Below are 19,690 nucleotides of genomic sequence, written 5' to 3' on the forward strand. Positions count from 1 at the left end.
GTTTCTGCATTGGGAACCATCACCACTCTCACAGGAGTGGCTATTCCGAAGGATTAAGTCAAGCCTTGTGCCCCCCCTGTTCGGGGTGCGCAAGCGCGGCGATGTCGGTGGCAGCCGGGGACGCGGTATCGCGGGACGACAGATCCGGTTCGACGTCGCTCGGGGTGGCTTCGCGCGACTCGGCCATCAGCACCTCGCGGGCGGCACTGTGTCCCAGAGCGCCTCCCAGCGTCTGCGCGAACCGATCCTCAATCCCGCTGTCGCCCGACACGAACACGCAGCGCGCCCCCGCGAGCGCCACAAGCTCGCGACCCGAACCGGGATTCCGGAGCTGTTCCTCGAACTCGGCGAGAGAGTGGAGGCCGTCCAGCCCGCCGCGCGGGACCGGCGCCAGCAGCAGGTTGTTTCGCGACAGCGCACGCAACGCCTTGCGGACGCGGCGGCACAGCGCTTCGTAGTACCTGGCCGGGCCGCCGTCGTACACGAAGCGGACATCGAGCTCCGCGCCCGGCAGCGCCTCCCCGTCTGCCAGCGGTCCCAGAACCGCGACCGCCACGCCGCCGCTGGCCTCCGGAACGCCGCGATCGGCGAAGTCCTCCTCGACCGCCGCCAGGACGGTGACGATGGAGGCTTCGGCGACGCGCGACAGCGCCGTCGTCGCCTCGCTCACGGACAGGCTGCCACGCATCGCGTGCACGGCGATCTGGAAGACCTTGCCGTTCGACCACTCCAGCGCCGCCTCGACCGCCTCGCCGGCGTCCTGCACGGGGATGTCGTCGAGTTGGGCCCGCATTTCGGAGAGGCTGAGTTCGTGCGTCCAGTACAGGCGCGCCAGCCCGCACCGGGCGATCGCCTCCGATTCCGAATCCGACAGGAATCCCTCCGGCAGCTCAAGGTCCGTGAATTCCCGCTCCCGCAGCGTGTCGAGCAGGGCCGGCGAGCGGTTTATCCACCCGGCGAGACCGGGGGCGGCGGCGTGAATCTCCGCGATGACGTCGAACGCGTCGGGACGCGCCGCGAACGCCCGGCTGTCGTAGGCGCTCCAGTCGTCGATCTCCGGATAGAACTGGGCCCGCTGACGGTCGAGCAGCGGATCGATGGTCTCGAACCACCGCTTCGGAAAGAGCGCCATGCCGTTCATCTGGGCGTAGCTGCCCGGGAGCTGCGGGGAGGCGGCCTCGCCGTGATGCTGCAACAGCGGATAACGATGGTTGGACGTATGGTGGTCGGCGTGGCGCTGCATGTTGTAGTACAGCCAGTTGGTGAACTTGTAGGCCGCGCTCCAGGCATGCCTCGGCTTGACCGGCTCGTACCTGCCCGTGGGCATGCGGATGCGCCGCAGCCCGTAATGTTGCACGTAGTTGCTGATCTTCATCGAGAAGACGACGCTGCCGCACAGCGCAAGGTAGAGCAGCAGGGCCCAGGGGCCGCCCCACCACAGGATCAACCCGTACCAGAAGACGATCTGCACGGTGTAGCGCCAGAACGCGTTCGTGTAGTGCCACAGCGGCAGGTGACGGCGGGTCAGCCGGCGGCGTTCGAACCGCCAGGCGCCTACCAGGTTGTTCGCCACCTCGGCAGGCAGATACTGCCAGAAGCTCAGGCCCTTCGGCGCGGATCCGGGGTCGAGCGGCGTACACACGCGGGGGTGATGGATGTAGACGTGCTCGGTCGCATAGTGCGGGTAGGAGACGGAGGCCAGCAGGAACTCGCCGAGGCGCCGTTCCCACAGAGCCCGCCGATGCACCAGTTCGTGGCCCACGATGAACACCGTCTGCGCGACGAGCGTCAGGATGGCGGCCGTGACACCCATCTCCCAGAGGGAGAGGCGGCCGACGACCAGCACTTGCCAGAGCGCGAACACGAAGGCCAGCGGCCAGAACGCGGCCCACAACCAGAGCGAGAGCTTGTACAGGAACAACTGGCTCTCGCGGGTCGTGGCCGGATCCATGTTCCGCTCCTCGAGGCCGAAGAGGTGGTCGAACCGGTCCGCGAGCATGAAGAAGACGAACGGACCCGCGAGCCACCAGCCGCCGTACATGGCGGCGGCGAACACGAGCGGAAAGATGAGAAGCGGGACGAAGTGCGGCAGCGCGTTCGCGACGGAGGGCTCGACGACCCGTCGGCCCGCCGCTATCGAGGCGCCGGAACTATGTGCTTCCATCCTGGATATCCTCTACCACGGTGACTCGGTGCGCGGCTTCGTTGCCCGGCACCTACCCCATCGAATCCATCATCACAAAAATCTAGCCTCAAGGGTAGCCCACGCCAGCAACGACGCGGACTCACGGGACGAGGACGGGCGGGCGTTTTCTGAGCAGGAACAGCCCCTCGTTCCAGCTCGACACGGCGATCACGCCGCTCTCGAAGTACGGGTAGTTGCTCCACGTCCCGCCGAAGGCGGTCGCGTCGTCATCCGTCGGCACGGTGTCGAAGAACGCCACCTCGACCGGGTTCTCCGGGTCGCGGATGTCGAGGATCCGGAGGCCGCCCAGCAGGTTGGACTGGTAGAGGAAGTCGCCGCGCACGTACTGATTGTGGTCGATTGCGCGCGTCTCCGCGAAGTACTCCGTCGCCAGCACCGGATCGTCGAGTTCCTCCACGTCCCACACGAGCGTCCGCGTGTTCGAGACGGTGCCGCCTTCCTCGTCGAGTTCGTCGCCGAGGAAGAAGTAGCGGTGGTCCTCCGTGAGCCACCCCTGGTGGGCAGCGACCGCGCCCGGGTAGTTCGCGCTCGCGAGCGCGACCGGATTCTCCTTGTCGGTGATGTCGGAGATCCCGAGCGCGTCGATCGAAGCGTGGAAGCAGATCTCCCGTCCGACGTAGTCCTCGTCGGGTCCGGCGTAGACGACGCACTGGGCGTCGTGCGTGTAGCCGCCGCCGAGGAAGCCGCCGATGTCGGGGTCCGCGAAGCAGCCGGCGAAGCGCGGGTTCCGGGGATCGCGGATGTCGATCATGTGGAGGCCGCCGCCGCACGCCTCGCCCCCGCCGCTGCTGCCGACGGCGTGCGCGAACCCGGTCTCCTCGTTGATCACGATGTTGTGCGAACTGAACACGCCGTCGTAGTGGGCCGTCTCCGCGAACATCACCGGGGGATCGCGCACGTCGCGCAACTGGGTGAGGTCGAAGATCTGGACGCCGTGCGCGCCGGCGTTGTCCGCCACGATGAAGGCGTGATCCGCATAGGTCTTGATGTCGCGCCACAGGTTCTCGACGCCCCCTTCGGTGAGCGGGAGTTCGCCCACGTAGACCGGCGCGTTGGGGTCGGTGATGTCGACGAAGGACGTGCCGTTGGACTTGCCGAGGAGGACGTATTCGCGGCCCGTCTCGGGATCGGTCCAGCCCCAGATGTCGTTCGCGATCGACGTGGGGCCCGCGCCGAGTTCGGCGAGCGGGAGGAAGGCGACGAGATCCACGTCCGTGCAGGCGTAGTCGAGCGCGGTCCCGTCCTGGCAGCTCACGGTCTCGCCCGAGATGGCCGTCATGTTCGGCCGCTCCGGGTCCCGCAGCGTGCCCGAAGCCACCCAGGAGCCTTCGGCGTCCGAGGGCTCGAGGACGGCGGCCGCGCCGAGCCTGAGGTCCGCCTGGCCGGCTCCGACCACGGTCATCTCCGCCCCGGCTCCGAGGCTGGACCCGAAGGCGGCCCCGGGACCGAACGGAGCGGCGTCGACGGACTGAACGTGGTCGAGCGAGGTCGGGTCGACGGCGTACGCCGCTCCGGCCCCCGCGGCGGTGCCGGGCGCGCCAACCCACAGCAGCCCGCCGCCGACGGCCAGCGAGGCGCCGAAACCGGTCGCGTCGGAGCCTTCCGGGGGACTCACGAGTTGTGGCGCCCCGGGGGGCTCGCTCACGTCGAACGCCGCGACGACGCCCGTGCCCGCCTGTCCGGGCGCGCCCGCGAACAGCGTGCTGCCGTCCAGGACGAGCGACGCGCCGAAGCGGGCTCCGGCCGTGAGGCCCTCCAGCACGAACGCGCCGGCAGGCCGCCAGGCGTCGCCCTCGCGCTCGAAGCGGTACACGGCGCCCCGGCCGCCATCGCTCCCGGGTGCGCCCACGACGAGCAGGTCGCCGGCCGCGACCAGGGCGGCGCCGAAGCGGTCCGCCCCCTCCGGCGATGGGCTCGTGAGACGGGCCGCCATCGCGGCCGCGCCGTCCGGCCCCACGGCGTAGACGTAGACGGCCCCGGGTTGCGCGGGCGCCGGCTGGCCGAAGCGCGGCAGGTCACCGAGTCCGCCCGGAGCGCCGAGAAACGCGGCGTCGCCGGCGATGGCGACGGCGCTCCCCGCGCCGGCGCGCGGCTCCGTCGCGGGATCCAGCGTGGCGCGCTCGACCCACTCCCCTTCCCGGCGCTCGAACAGGTAGGCGCGACCGCGCATCTCCGCCGCACCCGGGGCGCCGACGAGGAGCCGCTCCCCGGCGTGGGCGATGTCGGTGCCGAACTGGTCGCCCACCGCGCCCGCCCCCGGCCGCACCGTCCCCTCCACGGCCCAGGCGGCATCGCCGCCGCGCCGGAACACGTACACGGCGCCCGCCTCGGGGTAGGTCGGGAGTCGGATCTCGGCCCCGTTGCGCGAGACGAGGATGTCGTCCCCGACGAGCGCGATGGAGGCCGCGAATCCCGAGGCGGTGTATCCGGGCACCGTCGGAAGGGTCTGGGCCAAGGCGAACCCGGGCGTAACCAGGAGGCCGGAGATCAGGAGCGGGAACCTTGCGACACGCATCGTTACCTCCAGTGAAAACCGTCTACCGCGCCAGCGGGTTCACGCCGGCCAGGGCCGCGCCGGCGAAGGGGAGCGCCAGTACCCACAGCCTCAGGCCGAGCGGGCCGGCCCCGTCCGCCGCGATGCCGCCCAGGGCGAGGAGCGCCAGTCCGGCGCAGGCCGCCGTCCCGCCGGCCGCGAGCAGCCAACCCGGGCGCGTCCCTTCTCGGCGGCCGCCGCGCTCGAGCCGCCCGAATGCGAGCACGCACGGGACGAGCACCACCGCGTACAGGGCGAACCACAGCGGCCGGACGGTCCACCACGCGCCGGAGGCGGGGTCGACGCCGAGGCCCACACCGCCCAGGAGGAGCGCCGCGCCGACGACCAACGTCGCCGCCGTCAGGTGCCAGAGAAAGATCGTCATGATCATCCCGTTCACGAGCACCGTCGCCGTCCACGGGACCGCGCGCCCGAGCCAGCGCCGCATGGGGCCCTCGATCGACAGCAGCAGCCCGGTGTGGACGAGCGCCAGCGCCAGCATCGGCAGCTTCGGCGGCAGCGAGTTGCTGATCTCGTCGCCGGGGACGCTCACCATGCTGACCGGGTACGGCCCGAGCGTCACCATCCCGACGAGCGCCGCCGCGCCCAGGGCGGCCCACGCCGCGCCCTTCCGCAGGCCCGCCGCGTACCCGTCGCGCCACGCGTACCCCAACTGGTGGACGGCGACCCAGATGAAGGCGTAGTTGGCCCAGCCCACGACGGTCAGATCGGCGGCGAGGAAGAGGACATCGTCCACGACCGCGGCGGCCACCAACACCCAGAACGACCACAGCCCGTAGCGCCGCCAGGCCGCGTACGTCAGCGGCACGATGAGCACGACCATGACGTAGACGGCGAGGAACCAGATCGGGATCAGCGCCATCTGCGACAGGTCGCCGACGAGGGTCGCGTCCACACCCCCGAGTCCCATGCCGACGCCGAGCAGCACCCATACCGCGAGCAGGGCGAGGACCGGGCCGAGCAGTCGCCGGAGCCGCGTGTCCAGCCACTCCGCGTAACTCTGCCCCCGGTCGCTGGCGGATCGCCACGAGACGCCGTTCGAGTAGCCGCCGACGAGGAAGAAGATCGGCATCACCTGGAAGACCCACGTGAGCCACCGCGTCCACGACTGGTGTTCGAGCGCGCTCGAGAGCGCGATGTCCCCGCCGCCCGTGTACGGCGCCGCCTGGATCCAGTGGCCGACCACGACGGCGCCGATCGAGAGGGCGCGCAGGAAGTCCACGTACCGGTTGCGCGACTCCGGCGTTTGCGCGGCCACCCCTGCCGCGCGGGACCAAAGGCGGCTCATCAAGCGCCCCTCACGGCAGGCCCAGCGCCACGTACTCGGCCGGCTGCTCGCTCCCCCCGACGGCGACCACGATGTACTGCTTCCCCTCGTGGACGTACGTCATCGGCCCGCCCGTCGTCCCGGACGGGAGTTCCGTCTCCCACACCACCTCTCCGGTCGCCTTGTCGTAGGCCCGGAAGGTCGTCCCCCAGTGCGTGTCCGGCGTCCCGATGACGGCGTTGCTCCCCTCCCCGATGAAGAGCAGCGACCCCGTCACGAGCGGCGCCGGTCGGTTCGCGTTCCCGAGCGGCGGAAGGTCCAGGCCCTCGAGAAGCGGATGATCGTTGGGACCGTCGCCGTTCGCCGCCATCCACAGGTGCTCGCCCCGGTTCATGTCGATCGCCGTGATCCGTCCCCACGGCGGCTTCACGAGCGGCAGGCCCTCGATCTCGGCCCGCGGCCACCCGCCCTGCGTGCCGAACTCCATCTCCCCCGGTTCGGAGTTCTCCGACAGGCTCCAGACGTTCGGGAGCGTGTGCGACACCGCGTAGTAGACGCCCGTCTCGGGGTCGAACGCGCCCGTGTTCCAGTTCCCCGCCCCCCACGCGCCCGGGATGACGTACGTCCCGATCTTCCCTTCCGCCGTCCCCCGCTCCATCGGCGGCGTGAACAGCGGCCCCATGACGAGCGAGTCCGCCAGCGCGAGCGCCCGCTCGCGGATCTCGGGCGTGAAGTCGATCAGATCTTCCGGCGTCACTCCCTGGCGGTCGAAGGCGGGCGGGCGGCTCGGAATCGGCTGCGTCGGCGACGTCGCCTCGCCCGGCACGGTCGACTGCGGCACCTCCACCTCCTCGATCGGCCACACCGGCTCCCCGGTTCGGCGATCGAAGGTGTAGAGGAAGGCCGTCTTGCTCGCCTGCATGACCGCGTCGATCGGGCGCCCGTCCACGTGGATCCGGCCCAGCACGGGCGGGCCCACGGTGTCGTACTCCCAGATGTCGTGGTGCACCATCTGGAAGTGCCACACGCGCTCGCCCGTCGCCGCGTCGAGCGCCACGAGGCTGTTCGAGAACAGGTTGTCGCCGGGCCGGTGTCCCCCGTAGTAGGCGGAGGTCGGCGCCGAGAGCGGCACGTAGACGTAGCCCAGTTCGTCGTCCGCGCTCAGGCAGCACCACGAGCCGAGGTCGCCGGACTCGGCAAGCGACCCGCCGCCCCAGGTGTCCGCCCCGAACTCCCCCTCCTCCGGGATCACGTGGAACGTCCACAGGAGCCGGCCGGTGCGGGCGTCGAAGCCGCGGATGTCCTCCCGCACGCTCCCCCGCCACTCGGTGCCGCCGTCCCCGGCCCCGTCCACGGTCCCCGCGAGGACGATGACGTCGCCGACCACGATCGGTCCCGAACTCCAGCCGTACCGTCCCCCCGCCGGAAGCTGCAGGTCCACCCGTCCGCCATCGCCGAACGACGCGATCGGCTCGCCGGTCGCCGCATCGAGCGCGTACATCGCGGGCCCGCGCACGGAGATGATCCGCCCGGCGGAATCCCCGTCACCGCCGTCGGCACCACCGTCCCCGCTACCCGTACCGGCGCCGCGCCAGTAGGCGACGCCCCGGAAGCTCCGCCCGCGCACGTCTTCCTCCGACTCCGGCCGCTGGAACCAGCGCGTCTCGCCCGTCCCCGGATCGAAGGCCTCGACAAGCCCGACGGCGTTCGGCGCGTACAGCGTCCCTTCGACGAGGACGGGCGTTCCGCGCAGGTAGTTGTTGAAATCGAGGTCCGGATACTCGGCCGTCAGCGCGCCGTCGACGGCCGGCCGCCGCCACAGCACCTGCACCGCATCGACGGTCTCACGATCGATCTGCGTGAGCGGCGAATACCGGTTGAAGGAGTTCTGCCCACCGTAGTACGTCCACTCATCGCTCGGCGGCGGCACCCGGTCCGCTCCACCGTCCGCGCACGCCGAGAATACGAGCGCCGCGCACACACCAAGTCTCCGCCACCTGGTTCGCATGGACACCTTCTCCTTGCCGCGTTGATCCGGCGTTGTTGGCCAACCGGTATCTCTGGTCTACCAAGATCGTTCGAGAACTTGCTGCGCGGGAGGGGTAACTGGTTTGGTCCAGCTGCGAAGATTAGGGTACAGGATACCTGTACCAGTACCTGAGAACAGGATGAGGGAGTCGAAGATGATTCGGGAGACGACCTACACCGGGGCCCGTAAGAACCTCGCCACGTTGATGGACCAGGTCACCGACACGCACGAACCGGTCCTGATTCGGCGCCGGGGCAAGGCGCCGGTTGCCCTGATCGCCGCGGAAGACCTCAGCTCGTGGATGGAAACGGTATACGTACTTCGCTCACCGAAGAACGCCCAGAGATTGCGGGAAGCGATCGCCTGGGTCGAAAGTGGGCAGGGAGAGCCTGTGGACCTCGACGAGCTCGCCCGACGGCTTGGCCTTGAAGGCGCCTGACGGGAAGAGCACGCGGGACGCCGTCCTCGCGCCTCAGTGTCTGCGGGATCTGGAGTATTGGACCCGAACGAAACCCAAGCGTGCTCGACGGGTGTTCAAGCTCGTTCGGTCGACGCTGCGGGATCCGTTCGACGGCCTTGGAAAACCGGAGCCGCTGCGCGGAGAGTTCGCCGGTTCGTGGTCCCGCCGAATCGATGGAGAGCATCGCTTGATCTATCGGGTCACGGCCACGCGAGTCTACTTCCTGTCCGCCCGAGATCATTACTGAGCCGACGGTCAGGTCTTCCCGCAGATGCCACTACGAGAGGATGAGGACGAGGTGAGAGAGATCAGCCATTTCAAGGCACGCCGGAACCTCGTGGCGTTGACGGAGCCACGCATGTTGATTTTGGGATCGTTACGACAAACGGTCATCGGAGTCCTCGCGGTCTGTCTGGGTTCGCCGGGTGCAGCTGTCGCCCAGAACGTCTTCGCCTCCACGCAGTCCGCGACTCTGCCGACCGCGGCTCCGTCGCGCGCGGGCGACCTGCACATCGAGATCTCCCATCGGTTCGGTTACGTGTCGGGCGGTGCGAGCGACCTCTGGGGGCTCGACGGATTCGTGTTGAATCGCCTTGGATTGGCGTATACGCCCCAGGACCACGTCACCATCGGCGTGCTTCGTTCCAACAGCCTGGACAACCTGGAGTTCAACGCCCGTTTCGCCGGGCTGCGGCTCGATGGCGCCACCGGTCCCGTCGAGTTCGCTGCGCAGACCGGCATGGCGTGGAACCTGCAGGTCGAGCCGGACGACAGCCACGCCGGCCACGGGCACGCGCTCGCGCCCCGCAGCAGCATCTACGCCGGCGGTCGCGACGACGGCACGGCCGCGGACAACGAGATGCAGGCCTATGTCCAGGTGATCGCCAACACCAGGGTCGCGGACCGCGTCGCACTTGGTGTCGTGCCCACGCTCCTCTGGAATCCGCGAATCGAGGACTCCGACCGGGAGACCGCGGTTTCCGTCGGTGCGACCGGCCAGATCTACCTCAGCCGCATGTGGAGCCTCTTCGCCGAGTGGATCTTCAGCGGCTCGAGGAAGGACCAGGAGTACGATTCCGCCTCTTTCGGCGTCGAAATCCGCACGCCCGGGCACTTCTTCAAGATCGTCGTCACGAATCAGCACCGGATGAATCCGACGCATACGCTCGCTGGCGCCGCCGAGGACTTCTTCGACACGAACTCGTGGCGCCTCGGATTCAACATCCAGAGAAGACTCCGGCTGTAGCCACTCGGCCTTGAGGGCTAGAAGATTGCGCCGAGGCGGAGGTGCAGCTTCAGGGTGGGGCCGGCCGCACCCCCTCCGCCCCGCCCCAGGCCGTGGGCCACATCCAGTCGGATGAGGCCGTCTAGAAAGACGAGTCCCGCTCCCACCGCGTAGAAGTTGTCGCCTCCGGCGGAAGCCCAGTCGCCGAACACGGAGAGGCGGAGAAAGCCGATCCGTCGCTGCAGGTCGATTCTCGCCATGTGGAGTTGCGTGCCGCCGACCGATCGCGCGTGGCCCCGGAGCCAGTGGCCGCTGGTACCGGTGTGCCAGAGATGGTACGGCGCCGGGTCGCCCCACACCCGGGCCGTGCCCGCCCGCATTCCCAGCAACAGGCCGGATGACAGGGGGATCACCAGCGCCCCCTCGACGATGGCGCGCACGTGTGGATTGTCCCCCGCCGATGCTCGGACGCCGACGTGGCCGCCGACGCCGATTGACCCGGGCCGTTGCCCTCCCCACCAGGGCCGCCACGCGACGGCCGTCCCGATCCGGTTGCGCCGGATGTCGGTCGCGATTTCGGCGTCCTGCTCGGCGAAGAGGCGGAGGGACAGCCAGTTCCGCTCGCCGACGCCAGGCAGGAACCGAAGCGCGGCGCCGTGCGACCAATGGAAGCCCGCGGCGTCTCCAGTCACGAAGAGACCGGGCGTGGCCGCCCCTGCGCCCGGCGCGCCGCTCCGCAACGACCGGTAGAAGGACAGGAACATCGTGTGGCCGGGGTGGGTGCGCTGCAGGGTGAGGTCGACGTCCGGCGCCACGCCTGCGGTTCCGACCCTCGCCGTCAGCGCCGCGCGCCCCCAGCCGAGGTCGCGCTGCAGGCGGGTTCCCAGCGACATCCCCTCTATGGGATTGTACCGCAGGAGTCTCAGCGTCGTGCCGGGGGGATCGAAGAGCCAGGGGCTCGGAGCCTCGGCGCGCTCCCCTCCCTCGGCGGGCTCCCCTCGGTCGCCGACGCCGATGGCCGCGAGTTCGGCCGCAATCCGCCCGATGGCGGCATCGTCGACGGCGCCATCCTCCTCCCATACGGTCGCGGGCAACAGGTCGCTCGCGACCAGGGCCTCCCGGTCGGCCGGCGTGATCGTGACCATCTCGCCGGGTTCCGCCTCCTCCAGCGCCGCGCTGATGCTGTCCCCCTCCTGGCGCCAGAGCCGAAACGCCGCCGCGGCCGTTGCGGGCGTCCCCGGCGTGGCTCCCGCGCCGCGTTCGCGGATGTCCTCGACTTCGAGTGTCCAGTCGATCATCAGCGGAGCCGAGAGAGGCGCGAGGCCGGAGGCCGTGACGCCCTCCATCGCACTGATGTCCGACCGCCAGGTCACGCTTCGGGGCAACCAGTGGCGCATCTCCCAGAGTTCGTACTCCGCGACCACCGTCGAAATATCCCACCGCAGGCGAGGCCAGACCTCGTTGAACGCCCCGTTGACCAGCCGGTCGAAGAAGCTGGGACGCTGGGGGGTTGAATCGGGTGCGGGTGCACTGTCGGCGGAATCACGGGGACCGACGTCGAGATACAGTCGCGGGCTCCAGCGCCCGCCGCTCCGGAGGTGCCAGTTCATCTCGCGGTCGACCGGTTTGGCCAGCCGGTAGGCGACGCGTGCGAGCCCGAAGGATTCCGTGTCGATCCACATGATCGCGGACACGAGGCGGATGCTCGAGTAGCGGGGAATCACCGTGACGGCGACCGCCCGCAGGGCGCTCCCGTTGCTCAACCGCACCGCGATCGTATCCCCGGAACGGAACTGGTAGTAGCGCTCGGCTGCCGGCCCCAGCGGGCTGCGCGTGATGGTCTCGGCCTCCAGGAAGCCGAACTTGAACGGGTCGCCCAGCGGGTCGGCCGCGAACTGTTCCGCCCGCAGCCCACCGAAGAACTCCGAATCGTCGGGATCGAAGATTGGCTGCCGGAACCGTGCCGCGAGCACGTGCACGATGGCGGGCTCGTCACGCGACCACCGCACGCGGGCCGTGCGTTCGCCGTGCAGCGAGGGACGATTGCGCTCGTAGGAGGGAACCTCGGAGCCGATCCGCTCACGGATCAACGCCGTGTACGCGTCGATGGTCAGGCGTGCGGTGTCCCGAGCGGCCTTCAACCCGAGCACGAGCCGACGGGCGGTCTCGTCCAGGTAGGCGTCCTCCGCCGGATCCGAAGCAGGAGTATTGGAGGGAACCGATTCTCGCGTCTGCGCGGAAGCCGTTCCCTGCAGGATAGCGGCCAGCAGAATGGCGAAGGCGGTGACCCTCGATGATGGGGTCGGCCGCTCCCTTTCACGCATGCGGAGTCCCGTGGTCTCAGAGGTTCACGATCAGCCTATCGGTGATCGGATGACCCGCCGACGTTACATCGTTGCCTCCATGGAGACGGTAGCCGCGGTTCGGGCCGCACCCCAGGTCGGTCTAATGTCGGGTTCCAGGGCGTGGTTCAGAGCTTCCCGCACCGGTCCAGCAATTGCTCGGCGTCGGAGACACCGTTGCTGCTCGGAGCTTTCCCGCTGGGCCGGGAGACCCTCACCTGGATCGTATCCTCCGATTCGTCGTCCACCGTGCCGGCGGCGACGTAGTTGACGACCAGGACATCGGTTTCCCGAAACAGCCCATGCGTGCGCTCGGCTCTTACAAACCCGAGTGAGCGGTCACCGGCCGTGATCATGTATCCGAGGCGCTGCAGCGTCGCACTCACGCAGTCGAATCCACCCGCGTCGACGTTCGCCGGCCGGGTCATGATCATCGGTCCGCAGCCCGACAGGACGATCGCAAGCGTCAAGGGCGCAGCGAGGCGTTTCATCGATGTCCTCCAGGAGTCGGGAGCGCGGTCTCCTCCGAAGCCGGAGGCCTGCCCGTCATCCCGATGACGCGAGAACGTCCTGCCCGGTCACATCCGGGGGAAACATCGGAGACGCGGCCGCCAGACCGAGACGGTCGGTGGGTTTATGGAACCAGGGGCTGCAGCTTGCCGAACTCGTACTCGGGGGGCGGCTCGGCACCGAGGAGGTGGCGGACGAAGTAGTCCCAGCGGCGGCGCATCATGTAGGGCTCGTTGCCGAAGCCGTGGCCGCGGTTCGGGAGGAGCAGGAGGTCGAAGTCCTTGTTCGCGGCGATGAGGGCGTCGACGACCAGCATCGTGTTCGAGTGCGGGACGTTCGTGTCCATCGTGCCGTGCGCGATGAGGAGCTTGCCCTTGAGGTTCTCGGCCACGAGCGGGTTCGCCTGGTTGTCGTAGTTCGTGGCGCCGTCGGCGTACTCCTCGAGCAGCCCCTGGTACTTCTCGCCCCAGTCGTCCTCGTAGTTGCGGTTGTCGTGGTTCCCGGCCTGGGAGACGGCGACCTTGTAGAAGTCGGGGTAGCGCAGGATCCCGGAGGTGGAGGCGAAGCCGCCGCCGGAGTGGCCGTAGATCCCGACCCGGTCGATGTCGATCCAGGGGTGGCGCTCCGCGAGTTGGCGGATGCCCGCGATCTGATCCGGGAGCCCGTTGTCGCCCATGTTCCCGTAGTAGGCGTCCTGGAACGTCTTCGAGCGCCTCGGCGTCCCCATCGCGTCGAGTTCGATGACGACGAACCCGAGTTCGGCCAGCGACTGCAGGTCGCGGTGCGCGGCGCGGAAGTTCCGGCTCCCCACGCTTCCGCTCTGCGGTCCCGGGTAGAGGTAGTTGATCACGGGATACGTGGCGGCCGGATCGAAGTTCGAGGGACGGAACATCAGTCCGAACAGATCGGTCTCGCCGTCACGGGCCTTCACCGTGAAGGGGATCGGAGGCTGCCAACCGGTCCGCTCCAGGCGCGAGATGTCGGCCCGTTCCACGGTCTGCAGCAGTTCGCCGTCCATGTCGCGGACGACGGTCACGGGCGGGATCGTGGGCGTGGAGTACTGGTCGACGAACGTCTCGCCGTCGGGCGCGAGCCAGACCACGTGGTTCGCGCTGTCGGGCGTGAGGAGTTGGACGTCCCCGCCGTCGAGGCCGGCGCGGTACAGGTACATGAAGTAGGGATCGCCCGGCTCCCGCCCGTTCCCCATGAAGAGGATCTCGCGGGCCTCGGCGTCGACCGCCATCACGTCCTCCACCTGCCACGCGCCCGAGGTCACCTGCCGCTTCGGTTCTCCGGTGTTCGCGTCGTAGAGGTAGAGGTGTCCCCAGTCGTCCCGCTGCGAGTACCAGAGGATCTCGTCGGACTCGGAGAGATAGCGCCAGTTCGCGTGTGACTCGAAGAACGTCTCCACGACCTCCTCGAACAGGTCGCGGACCTCGCCGGTGCTCGCGTCGGCCATGCGGACGAGCGCCCGCTTGTGGTCGCGCGAACTCGACACGAAGACGAAGCGGGAGCCGTCGGCGCTCCACTCGACATCGGAGAACGTCCCGCCGCAGGCCACGTGGTCGCACACGGTGGAGCGGTGCTGATCCGGGGGCATGTCCAGGCGGACGACGCGGCTCGCGGCCGGCGCCTCCGTGTCGATCACCACGCGGTGGATGCGGAAGATGACCGAGTCCTCCGGGAGCGGGTAGCGCCACGCCTCGAGTTCCGGGTGCCCGACCTCGGTCGTGACCATGTACATCATCCCCACCCCGCGGGCGTCGTGCTGGAAGGTGGCGATGCGGCGCGAGTCGGGAGACCACTTGAGCACGGGGCGGTCGCTCTTCACCCACCCCGCGTTGTTCGTCGCGTATCCGAAGTCCTCGACCCCGTCCTCGGTGAGTTGCGTCGTCTCTCCGGTCGTGAGATCCCGGAGCCACAGGTTGTGGCCGCGGATGAAGGCCGCCTTCGTTCCGTCCGGCGACAAGATGTCGAAGCGGCGGGCCGTCGTGCCGTCGGGCGTCGGGACCGCCTCGCAGCGGTCGGGGTCGAGCCCGCAGGCGTACGTCTCTCCTTCGGTTTCGACCTCGAAGCGGACCGTCCCGGCGTCGAGGGCGAGACCTCCGAACGGGAGCGCGAAGGCGGCATACTCTTCGCCGGTCGCCGTGGCGAGCGCGGCGGCCATGCGCGCGTGGTCGAAGGCGCGCTCCCGCGTCCCCGCGGCCGGATCGACGATGACGTACTCGGTGCCGCCCTCGAACCGGTTCCGATACCAGAACCGCCCTTCCTCCAGCCAAACCGGGATCACGGAAGCCCCGAGCACGAGCGGATTCACCTGGCTCGCGAGCCGCCCCTCCGCCCGCTGGTAGTCCGCCACCGTCAACGCGTCGGGAGCCTCCTGGGCGAGCGCACCCGGCGGCGGTGAGACGGTGGCGGCAATCAGCAGCGCTGCGTTGGCTATGCGGCTCATGCTTGCGATCCTGTCGGACGTCCTGGGTCCTCTGCGGCATGCGAAGTCGCAAGATGCCGACCGCCCTCTTGGCCGGCCACCGCCCTCCATGACCTTTTGTGATGTTGCCAAGACATGCGATATGGCATAAAATCGTTCATACCATGCTAAGAAGAACACCATCTACGAGGTGGTTCCATGATTGAAGCGGTGAACAGCCCGGCCGGTGATACGGTTCAGAGCGAGCTGGTGGCGATCGACGCCGCTGGCCGGTTGGTTGTGCCCGGAAAATTCCGGAAGGCCCTCGGAATCAGCGGCCCGCAGCAGCTACTGGTTGGACTCGAGGGGAACACGCTCAGGGTCACTACGACAGATGGGGTCATCCGTCGCTATCAGGAACTTGCCAAGCGCAGGAAGCGGACGACCGGTAGCGTTGTCGATGCGTTCATCGCGGAGAGGCGTAGAGAGGCCGCGGAGGAATGAGGCTCCCCGCGGCGCTGCTGGACGCATCGGCGCTCCTGGCTCTTGTCTTCAAAGAGAAAGGTGCAAACCGGGTGTGGGATGTCGTGCGGCGGGGCGCGGCGATATCGGCCGTAAACGCTGCCGAGGTGGCCTCCAGGCTCGGCAGCGAAGGTTGGACCGAGGAGGAGGTCGAGGGCTTCTTCGAAGACTCCCGCATCGAAGTCTTCCCGTTCGACAGACCCGCAGCCCTGCTGAGCGGGGCGTATCGGCAGTCGACCCGGCAGCTCGGTTTGAGTCTCGGCGACAGGGCGTGCCTGGCTACCGCGCGCCAACTCGGCCTCGCGGCACTCACCGCCGACCGGGCCTGGGCCGAACTGGAGCTTGACGGCGTCAGCGTCATCTGCATTCGCTGAACACAAGGCCAGGGGGCGCCTGTTCTCCGCAGTCAGGGCGAAGCGGACGCGTCTGCCTCAGTGCGGAGGGTGTCGATGCGGCGGGCGACGCCCTCTTCGTAGCCGGACTCGTAGAAGCCCTCGCGCTTGAACTGGATGAATCCCGCCCGGTCCAGGTAGAACGTCGTCGGGTAGCCGAGGATCTCGTAGTCCAGCGCGAGGCCCTGCTCGTCGAAGAGAACCGGGAAGGTGAAGCCGCCTTCCTCGATCTGCCTCGCGACCTCTTCGCGGGGAGATCCCGCGGTGGCAACGGTGAGGAACACGACATCTTCGTCGTCTTCGTACGTCTTGAGGAGTTCGACGAAGTGCGGGAATTCCTCGATGCAGGGACCGCACCACGTGGCCCAGAACTTGAGCACGACGATCTTCCCCTCGAGGTCGGACCGTTGCCACTCGACCCCGTTCTGGTCCGCGATCGCGAATTCCGGCGCCTCTCGCCCGATGCGCCGGCCCAGTTCGCGCCGCTCCATCTCCTCCTCGACCGCGGGGCGGCGCGCCGCGAGTCGTTCGTCGACCGTCTCGGGAGGGAGATCCGCCGCGGCGGCGGCTTCTTCGGCGAGGGGCTCGAGCCCGGATCCGCCGAAGGCCATCGCCTCCACGAAGGCGTCCAGGGCCTCTTCGGGCCGGTCCGTGCGCAGCAGGTGTCGGCCGTATTCTCCCAGCGACCGGGTGCCCCTTGATTCGTTCGCCACCTCCACGAACCGTTCGCCGGCCGCTTCGATCTCCCCGAGTTGGGTGAGCGCGCGGGCCTGGAGGATGCGGGCGCTGTTGATCGCGTTCCGTCGCGACCGCTCGCGCTCGTCGCCCTGGAGGCCGGGGTACAGGTATCCCGGAGAATGTGCTCGCAGGTCATCCTCGATCGCGATCGCCGCGTCGAGCACGGCCTGCGGCTCGATCCCGAAGTAGAGCAGGCTGCGGAGCGCCGAGAACTGAGCGCGCGACTGCCAGCGCACCACGTCCATTGCGGCATGGAACAACGGCTCGGCGACATCCGGATCGAGTCCCGTATGGGGAGGCTCCGCCGCAACGGTCACGGCGCCCGTCACGGTCCTGCCGCTCGGCGCATCTCCGGCTAATGAAGCGAGTGCACGCTCCCTCACCGCCGTGAGATTCCGGATCACCCACGCGCTCCGTCGCCCCAGATCCCTCGACTTCAGCCCCTCGGCGGCGAGGGCCGACACGTCGACGGTACTGTCCGCATATCCGCGCACGGCCATCTCGAAATCGATGGTCAGGTCCCAATACCGCAGGTCGTCGGCCAGTACGCCCCGGTCGGGCGCCGCCTCGAGTCGCTCCAGCCATCGGTCCGCGTCGTCTTCCCGCTGCGGCATGTGAGAGTCGTACCCCGCCGCGAGCCGGTACAGAACGGGCGCCGCGACGGCCGGGTCGCCTTCGGCCTCGGCCGCAAGCGCATCGAGGGCGGCGCCGATCGAATCCCGCACGACCAGGCCTCGGTCCCCTTCCTCCTGTTCGGCGCGCGCGACACGGAGCGCATCCACCGCGTGGCGGAGGATCTGGTCGCCCGGCCGCATCGCCTGCACCTCGGCGAGGATCGCTCCATACGCCTCGAGTTGTCCGAGATCCTCCGCCGCGTCCTGCGCTTCGTCGTAGATGACGGGCCGGTCCGGCGCGCGACGGAGCGCCTCGGGGACGATCCGCAGGATCTTCTCCGCGTACCTGCGATCCGTCCCGTAGACGCCGGCCCACCGCAGGTCGGCGACGTACGCCTCCCAGGCGGCGGAGTCGTCGGGATCCAGATCGAGCGCGCGCTCCCACGCCAGCACGGCCTCCGCTCTGAGATCGAAGTAGCCGGCCAGCGTGGCGTACTGCCGATGGGCCTCGGCGTCGTCGGGTGCGGCGGCGCGGGCTGAGTCGTAGCGGGCCATGGCACGCTCGAATTCGATCGCATCCATGTCGGCCGCCGCGTCGGCCATCAGTTCGGCGTGCGAGCGGGCGTCGGCGCAACCCGCGAGGACCGACAGGCACACGACCGTGAGGGTCAGATGCCATCTCATGGAGTCCGCTCCTGTGGACGCTTGGTTGCCATGCCCGGGCGCTGCCGTGATCGGTTGTGGGAAGCGCGCATCACGAGGGATCGAGGCTCGGGGTCACGATCAGGATGAGCACGGGGTCCTCGGCGGAACGGCGAGCCGATCCCAGCACCACCCTCTGGCCATCGCGGATCGTGACGGAGGCTTCGAGAAGGGGCCCCTGCAACTCCATCACGACGAACCTCCCTTCGCGTGCCTGATACGTCGGGTCGGCGGAAGTCCTTTCGGCAAGGGTCACCTTGGCACGGACGTTCCCCGTGGAACGGCGGGCACTGACTTCTGCGTGGATCGCCAGCAGCGTTTCCGAATCATCAGCGACAATCCTCTGGGACCCGGTGCCGCCTACCATGACGTTTGAGGTCCGCGCCAGGCCGATGTTCAACACTGAAGTCGACAGGAGCCGGTATCCCCGGAAGTTGAACAGCTTCCGGAGTTCGCTCACGACGTCGCTGATCTCGGGGTCTTCATTGGTGAATCCGTCCGCCTCGACCAGGTGGAAGACGAGCTGCACGTTCTGCACGGTCTCCACGGCATCCTCGCGCTCCTGCGCGCTCGCGACGCTCGGATGGAGGCCGAAGGCCAACGACGCGATCAGGGCGTATCGGATGCTTCGTTTCACGTACTCGATCATCAGTCGCTCTCCTCCGGGTTGAGCAGCCATACGACGGCGATGTCGGGGTCGTTCGTGGGGAAGACGACGAACGGCCGGTCGGCCTCCACGTCCATGTCGCTCACCATGCTCCGCGTGGGGGACGTGAGGGGGACGCCGCCCTCCTCGATAGCGCCGTTGGGCAACAGGAGCAGGGCCGCCACGACCGCCGCCGCCGCGAGCGGTCCCACGGTCCACCTTCGCCACGCGGGGCGCCGACCCATGGGCTCGACGTGTTCTACGGCCGCGGCGTGCTCCGGGGGCGTGGCGGGCAGGCCCTTGCTTACCCGGTGGGCCATCGCCGACAGGACGGCGTGCATGTTCCGTTCGTCGCGGGCGATTCGCTCCGCCTCCTGACGCCTTCCGGCGTCCCGTTCCGTCATCGTTTCCCCTCGGTTCGCGTCTCCGCGGGTCGCGCCAACATCTCTTTCCGCATCCTGCGCCGCGCGCGCAGCAGGTGTACGCGCAGCGTGTTCGGGTTCATCTCCAGCAGCCGCGCCGCCTCCGCGGGTCTCAGCCCCTGCAGGTCCACCAGGTCGAAGACCTCCCGCTGTGTCAGGGGCAGTTCCGTCACCAAAGTCCGAATCAGGCGCAGCGTCCGCTTCATCTCGATCTCATCCAGCGGATCCTCCAACTCGGGCGCCTGCGACTCGGCCAGCCACTCCGCCTTCTCGGCCAACCGTTGCGCCTGCCGCTTCTCCCGCTGGCGATCCAGGCTGACGTTCCGCGTGATCCGGTACACCCAACTCGTCACCCGAGCGCGACCACCGAAGCTCGCGAGCGAGTTCAGCGTCTTCATCAAGACGACCTGCGCGACATCCTCGGCGTCATCCGGATCGCCGGTCATGACCAGGGCCCACCGGCAGACCAGGGGACGGAGGGCGCCCGCCAGCCTCTCGAGCGCCTCTCGCTCTCCCTGCCTGGCCCCTTCGACCAGTTCCAGGATCTCTCGGTCGGAGAGCATGGCGCTCCCGGTCCCTTCCCCCTCGCGTGGTTTCAAGAAGTGAGACGGGAGAAGAAGGTAGAGCGTTTACCTGCGCCTCTTGCCGCGT

The 19,690-nt window shown here is 68.8% G+C and carries 16 protein-coding genes; 5 read left to right on the plus strand and 11 right to left on the minus strand.

Going from position 1 to position 19,690, the window contains the following annotated elements:
* Positions 1 to 58 precede the first annotated feature (58 nt).
* From ACOGI9_RS10335 to ACOGI9_RS10350, 4 genes are all read right to left on the minus strand, one after another.
* Positions 59 to 2,164: a fatty acid desaturase gene (locus ACOGI9_RS10335; RefSeq protein WP_419857051.1), complete on the minus strand. Its 2,106-nt coding sequence runs from the start codon at positions 2,162 to 2,164 to the stop codon at positions 59 to 61.
* A gap of 121 nt (positions 2,165 to 2,285) precedes the next feature.
* Positions 2,286 to 4,721 carry a choice-of-anchor B family protein gene (locus tag ACOGI9_RS10340; protein ID WP_419857052.1) on the minus strand — a complete coding sequence of 812 codons (2,436 nt, stop codon included), beginning with the start codon at positions 4,719 to 4,721 and terminating at the stop codon, positions 2,286 to 2,288.
* Between the two features lie 22 nt (positions 4,722 to 4,743).
* Positions 4,744 to 6,048 carry an acyltransferase family protein gene (locus ACOGI9_RS10345; RefSeq protein ID WP_419857053.1) on the minus strand — a complete coding sequence of 435 codons (1,305 nt, stop codon included), beginning with the start codon at positions 6,046 to 6,048 and terminating at the stop codon, positions 4,744 to 4,746.
* A 10-nt stretch (positions 6,049 to 6,058) separates the two neighbouring features.
* On the minus strand, positions 6,059 to 8,035 hold the full coding sequence (locus tag ACOGI9_RS10350) for a PQQ-binding-like beta-propeller repeat protein (RefSeq protein ID WP_419857054.1): 1,977 nt from the start codon (positions 8,033 to 8,035) through the stop codon (positions 6,059 to 6,061).
* A 175-nt stretch (positions 8,036 to 8,210) separates the two neighbouring features.
* Here ACOGI9_RS10350 and ACOGI9_RS10355 point away from each other — a divergent pair, with 175 nt between their 5' ends.
* The 3 genes from ACOGI9_RS10355 to ACOGI9_RS10365 all read left to right on the plus strand — a co-directional run bounded on the left by ACOGI9_RS10355 (position 8,211) and on the right by ACOGI9_RS10365 (position 9,762).
* Positions 8,211 to 8,495, plus strand: a complete 285-nt coding sequence (locus ACOGI9_RS10355; protein ID WP_419857055.1) for a type II toxin-antitoxin system Phd/YefM family antitoxin — start codon at positions 8,211 to 8,213, stop codon at positions 8,493 to 8,495.
* Complete coding sequence (locus tag ACOGI9_RS10360; RefSeq protein ID WP_419857056.1) at positions 8,431 to 8,763, plus strand: Txe/YoeB family addiction module toxin; 333 nt, start codon at positions 8,431 to 8,433, stop codon at positions 8,761 to 8,763. Before ACOGI9_RS10355 ends, ACOGI9_RS10360 begins: the two co-directional genes overlap by 65 nt.
* A gap of 111 nt (positions 8,764 to 8,874) precedes the next feature.
* Positions 8,875 to 9,762, plus strand: a complete 888-nt coding sequence (locus ACOGI9_RS10365; RefSeq protein ID WP_419857057.1) for a DUF5777 family beta-barrel protein — start codon at positions 8,875 to 8,877, stop codon at positions 9,760 to 9,762.
* Positions 9,763 to 9,779: 17 nt separating this feature from the next.
* On the opposite strand, the gene ACOGI9_RS10370 is transcribed toward ACOGI9_RS10365, so the two are convergent.
* The 3 genes from ACOGI9_RS10370 to ACOGI9_RS10380 form a co-directional block, all read right to left on the minus strand.
* Positions 9,780 to 12,065: a hypothetical protein gene (locus ACOGI9_RS10370; RefSeq protein WP_419857058.1), complete on the minus strand. Its 2,286-nt coding sequence runs from the start codon at positions 12,063 to 12,065 to the stop codon at positions 9,780 to 9,782.
* A 146-nt stretch (positions 12,066 to 12,211) separates the two neighbouring features.
* Complete coding sequence (locus ACOGI9_RS10375; RefSeq protein WP_419857059.1) at positions 12,212 to 12,574, minus strand: hypothetical protein; 363 nt, start codon at positions 12,572 to 12,574, stop codon at positions 12,212 to 12,214.
* 143 nt (positions 12,575 to 12,717) lie between these two features.
* The gene (locus ACOGI9_RS10380) at positions 12,718 to 15,045 is read right to left on the minus strand and encodes a DPP IV N-terminal domain-containing protein (protein WP_419857060.1); all 2,328 of its coding nucleotides are present in this window, start codon (positions 15,043 to 15,045) and stop codon (positions 12,718 to 12,720) included.
* A 177-nt stretch (positions 15,046 to 15,222) separates the two neighbouring features.
* On the opposite strand from ACOGI9_RS10380, the gene ACOGI9_RS10385 reads away from it, so the two are divergent.
* Positions 15,223 to 15,507, plus strand: coding sequence for a hypothetical protein (locus tag ACOGI9_RS10385; RefSeq protein ID WP_310781116.1), 285 nt, complete (start codon positions 15,223 to 15,225; stop codon positions 15,505 to 15,507).
* Positions 15,504 to 15,899: a type II toxin-antitoxin system VapC family toxin gene (locus tag ACOGI9_RS10390; RefSeq protein ID WP_310781115.1), complete on the plus strand. Its 396-nt coding sequence runs from the start codon at positions 15,504 to 15,506 to the stop codon at positions 15,897 to 15,899. Before ACOGI9_RS10385 ends, ACOGI9_RS10390 begins: the two co-directional genes overlap by 4 nt.
* A gap of 32 nt (positions 15,900 to 15,931) precedes the next feature.
* Here the strand turns inward: ACOGI9_RS10390 and ACOGI9_RS10395 are convergent, their stop codons facing one another.
* From ACOGI9_RS10395 to ACOGI9_RS10410, 4 genes are all read right to left on the minus strand, one after another.
* Positions 15,932 to 17,953 carry a redoxin domain-containing protein gene (locus ACOGI9_RS10395; RefSeq protein WP_419857061.1) on the minus strand — a complete coding sequence of 674 codons (2,022 nt, stop codon included), beginning with the start codon at positions 17,951 to 17,953 and terminating at the stop codon, positions 15,932 to 15,934.
* Positions 17,954 to 18,023: 70 nt separating this feature from the next.
* Positions 18,024 to 18,620, minus strand: a complete 597-nt coding sequence (locus tag ACOGI9_RS10400; RefSeq protein WP_419857062.1) for a hypothetical protein — start codon at positions 18,618 to 18,620, stop codon at positions 18,024 to 18,026.
* Entirely contained in the window at positions 18,620 to 19,021 is a 402-nt protein-coding gene (locus ACOGI9_RS10405; RefSeq protein WP_419857063.1) for a hypothetical protein, read from the minus strand. Before ACOGI9_RS10405 ends, ACOGI9_RS10400 begins: the two co-directional genes overlap by 1 nt.
* Positions 19,018 to 19,638: an RNA polymerase sigma factor gene (locus ACOGI9_RS10410; RefSeq protein ID WP_419857064.1), complete on the minus strand. Its 621-nt coding sequence runs from the start codon at positions 19,636 to 19,638 to the stop codon at positions 19,018 to 19,020. Before ACOGI9_RS10410 ends, ACOGI9_RS10405 begins: the two co-directional genes overlap by 4 nt.
* Between the last annotated feature and the right edge of the window lie 52 nt (positions 19,639 to 19,690).

This window comes from Candidatus Palauibacter irciniicola, assembly GCF_965208695.1.
GTDB classification, from domain to species: Bacteria; Gemmatimonadota; Gemmatimonadetes; order Palauibacterales; family Palauibacteraceae; genus Palauibacter; species Palauibacter irciniicola.

What these genes read in the sequence shown, in the direction of transcription:
- ACOGI9_RS10385 (WP_310781116.1), top strand. Translation starts at nt 15,223, where the DNA reads ATGATTGAAGCGGTGAACAGCCCGGCCGGTGATACGGTTCAGAGCGAG.
- ACOGI9_RS10405 (WP_419857063.1), bottom strand. Translation starts at nt 19,021, where the DNA reads ATGACGGAACGGGACGCCGGAAGGCGTCAGGAGGCGGAGCGAATCGCC.
- ACOGI9_RS10365 (WP_419857057.1), top strand. Translation starts at nt 8,875, where the DNA reads ATGTTGATTTTGGGATCGTTACGACAAACGGTCATCGGAGTCCTCGCG.
- ACOGI9_RS10380 (WP_419857060.1), bottom strand. Translation starts at nt 15,045, where the DNA reads ATGAGCCGCATAGCCAACGCAGCGCTGCTGATTGCCGCCACCGTCTCA.
- ACOGI9_RS10395 (WP_419857061.1), bottom strand. Translation starts at nt 17,953, where the DNA reads ATGAGATGGCATCTGACCCTCACGGTCGTGTGCCTGTCGGTCCTCGCG.
- ACOGI9_RS10335 (WP_419857051.1), bottom strand. Translation starts at nt 2,164, where the DNA reads ATGGAAGCACATAGTTCCGGCGCCTCGATAGCGGCGGGCCGACGGGTC.
- ACOGI9_RS10340 (WP_419857052.1), bottom strand. Translation starts at nt 4,721, where the DNA reads ATGCGTGTCGCAAGGTTCCCGCTCCTGATCTCCGGCCTCCTGGTTACG.
- ACOGI9_RS10400 (WP_419857062.1), bottom strand. Translation starts at nt 18,620, where the DNA reads ATGATCGAGTACGTGAAACGAAGCATCCGATACGCCCTGATCGCGTCG.
- ACOGI9_RS10345 (WP_419857053.1), bottom strand. Translation starts at nt 6,048, where the DNA reads ATGAGCCGCCTTTGGTCCCGCGCGGCAGGGGTGGCCGCGCAAACGCCG.
- ACOGI9_RS10350 (WP_419857054.1), bottom strand. Translation starts at nt 8,035, where the DNA reads ATGCGAACCAGGTGGCGGAGACTTGGTGTGTGCGCGGCGCTCGTATTC.
- ACOGI9_RS10370 (WP_419857058.1), bottom strand. Translation starts at nt 12,065, where the DNA reads ATGCGTGAAAGGGAGCGGCCGACCCCATCATCGAGGGTCACCGCCTTC.
- ACOGI9_RS10375 (WP_419857059.1), bottom strand. Translation starts at nt 12,574, where the DNA reads ATGAAACGCCTCGCTGCGCCCTTGACGCTTGCGATCGTCCTGTCGGGC.
- ACOGI9_RS10390 (WP_310781115.1), top strand. Translation starts at nt 15,504, where the DNA reads ATGAGGCTCCCCGCGGCGCTGCTGGACGCATCGGCGCTCCTGGCTCTT.
- ACOGI9_RS10355 (WP_419857055.1), top strand. Translation starts at nt 8,211, where the DNA reads ATGATTCGGGAGACGACCTACACCGGGGCCCGTAAGAACCTCGCCACG.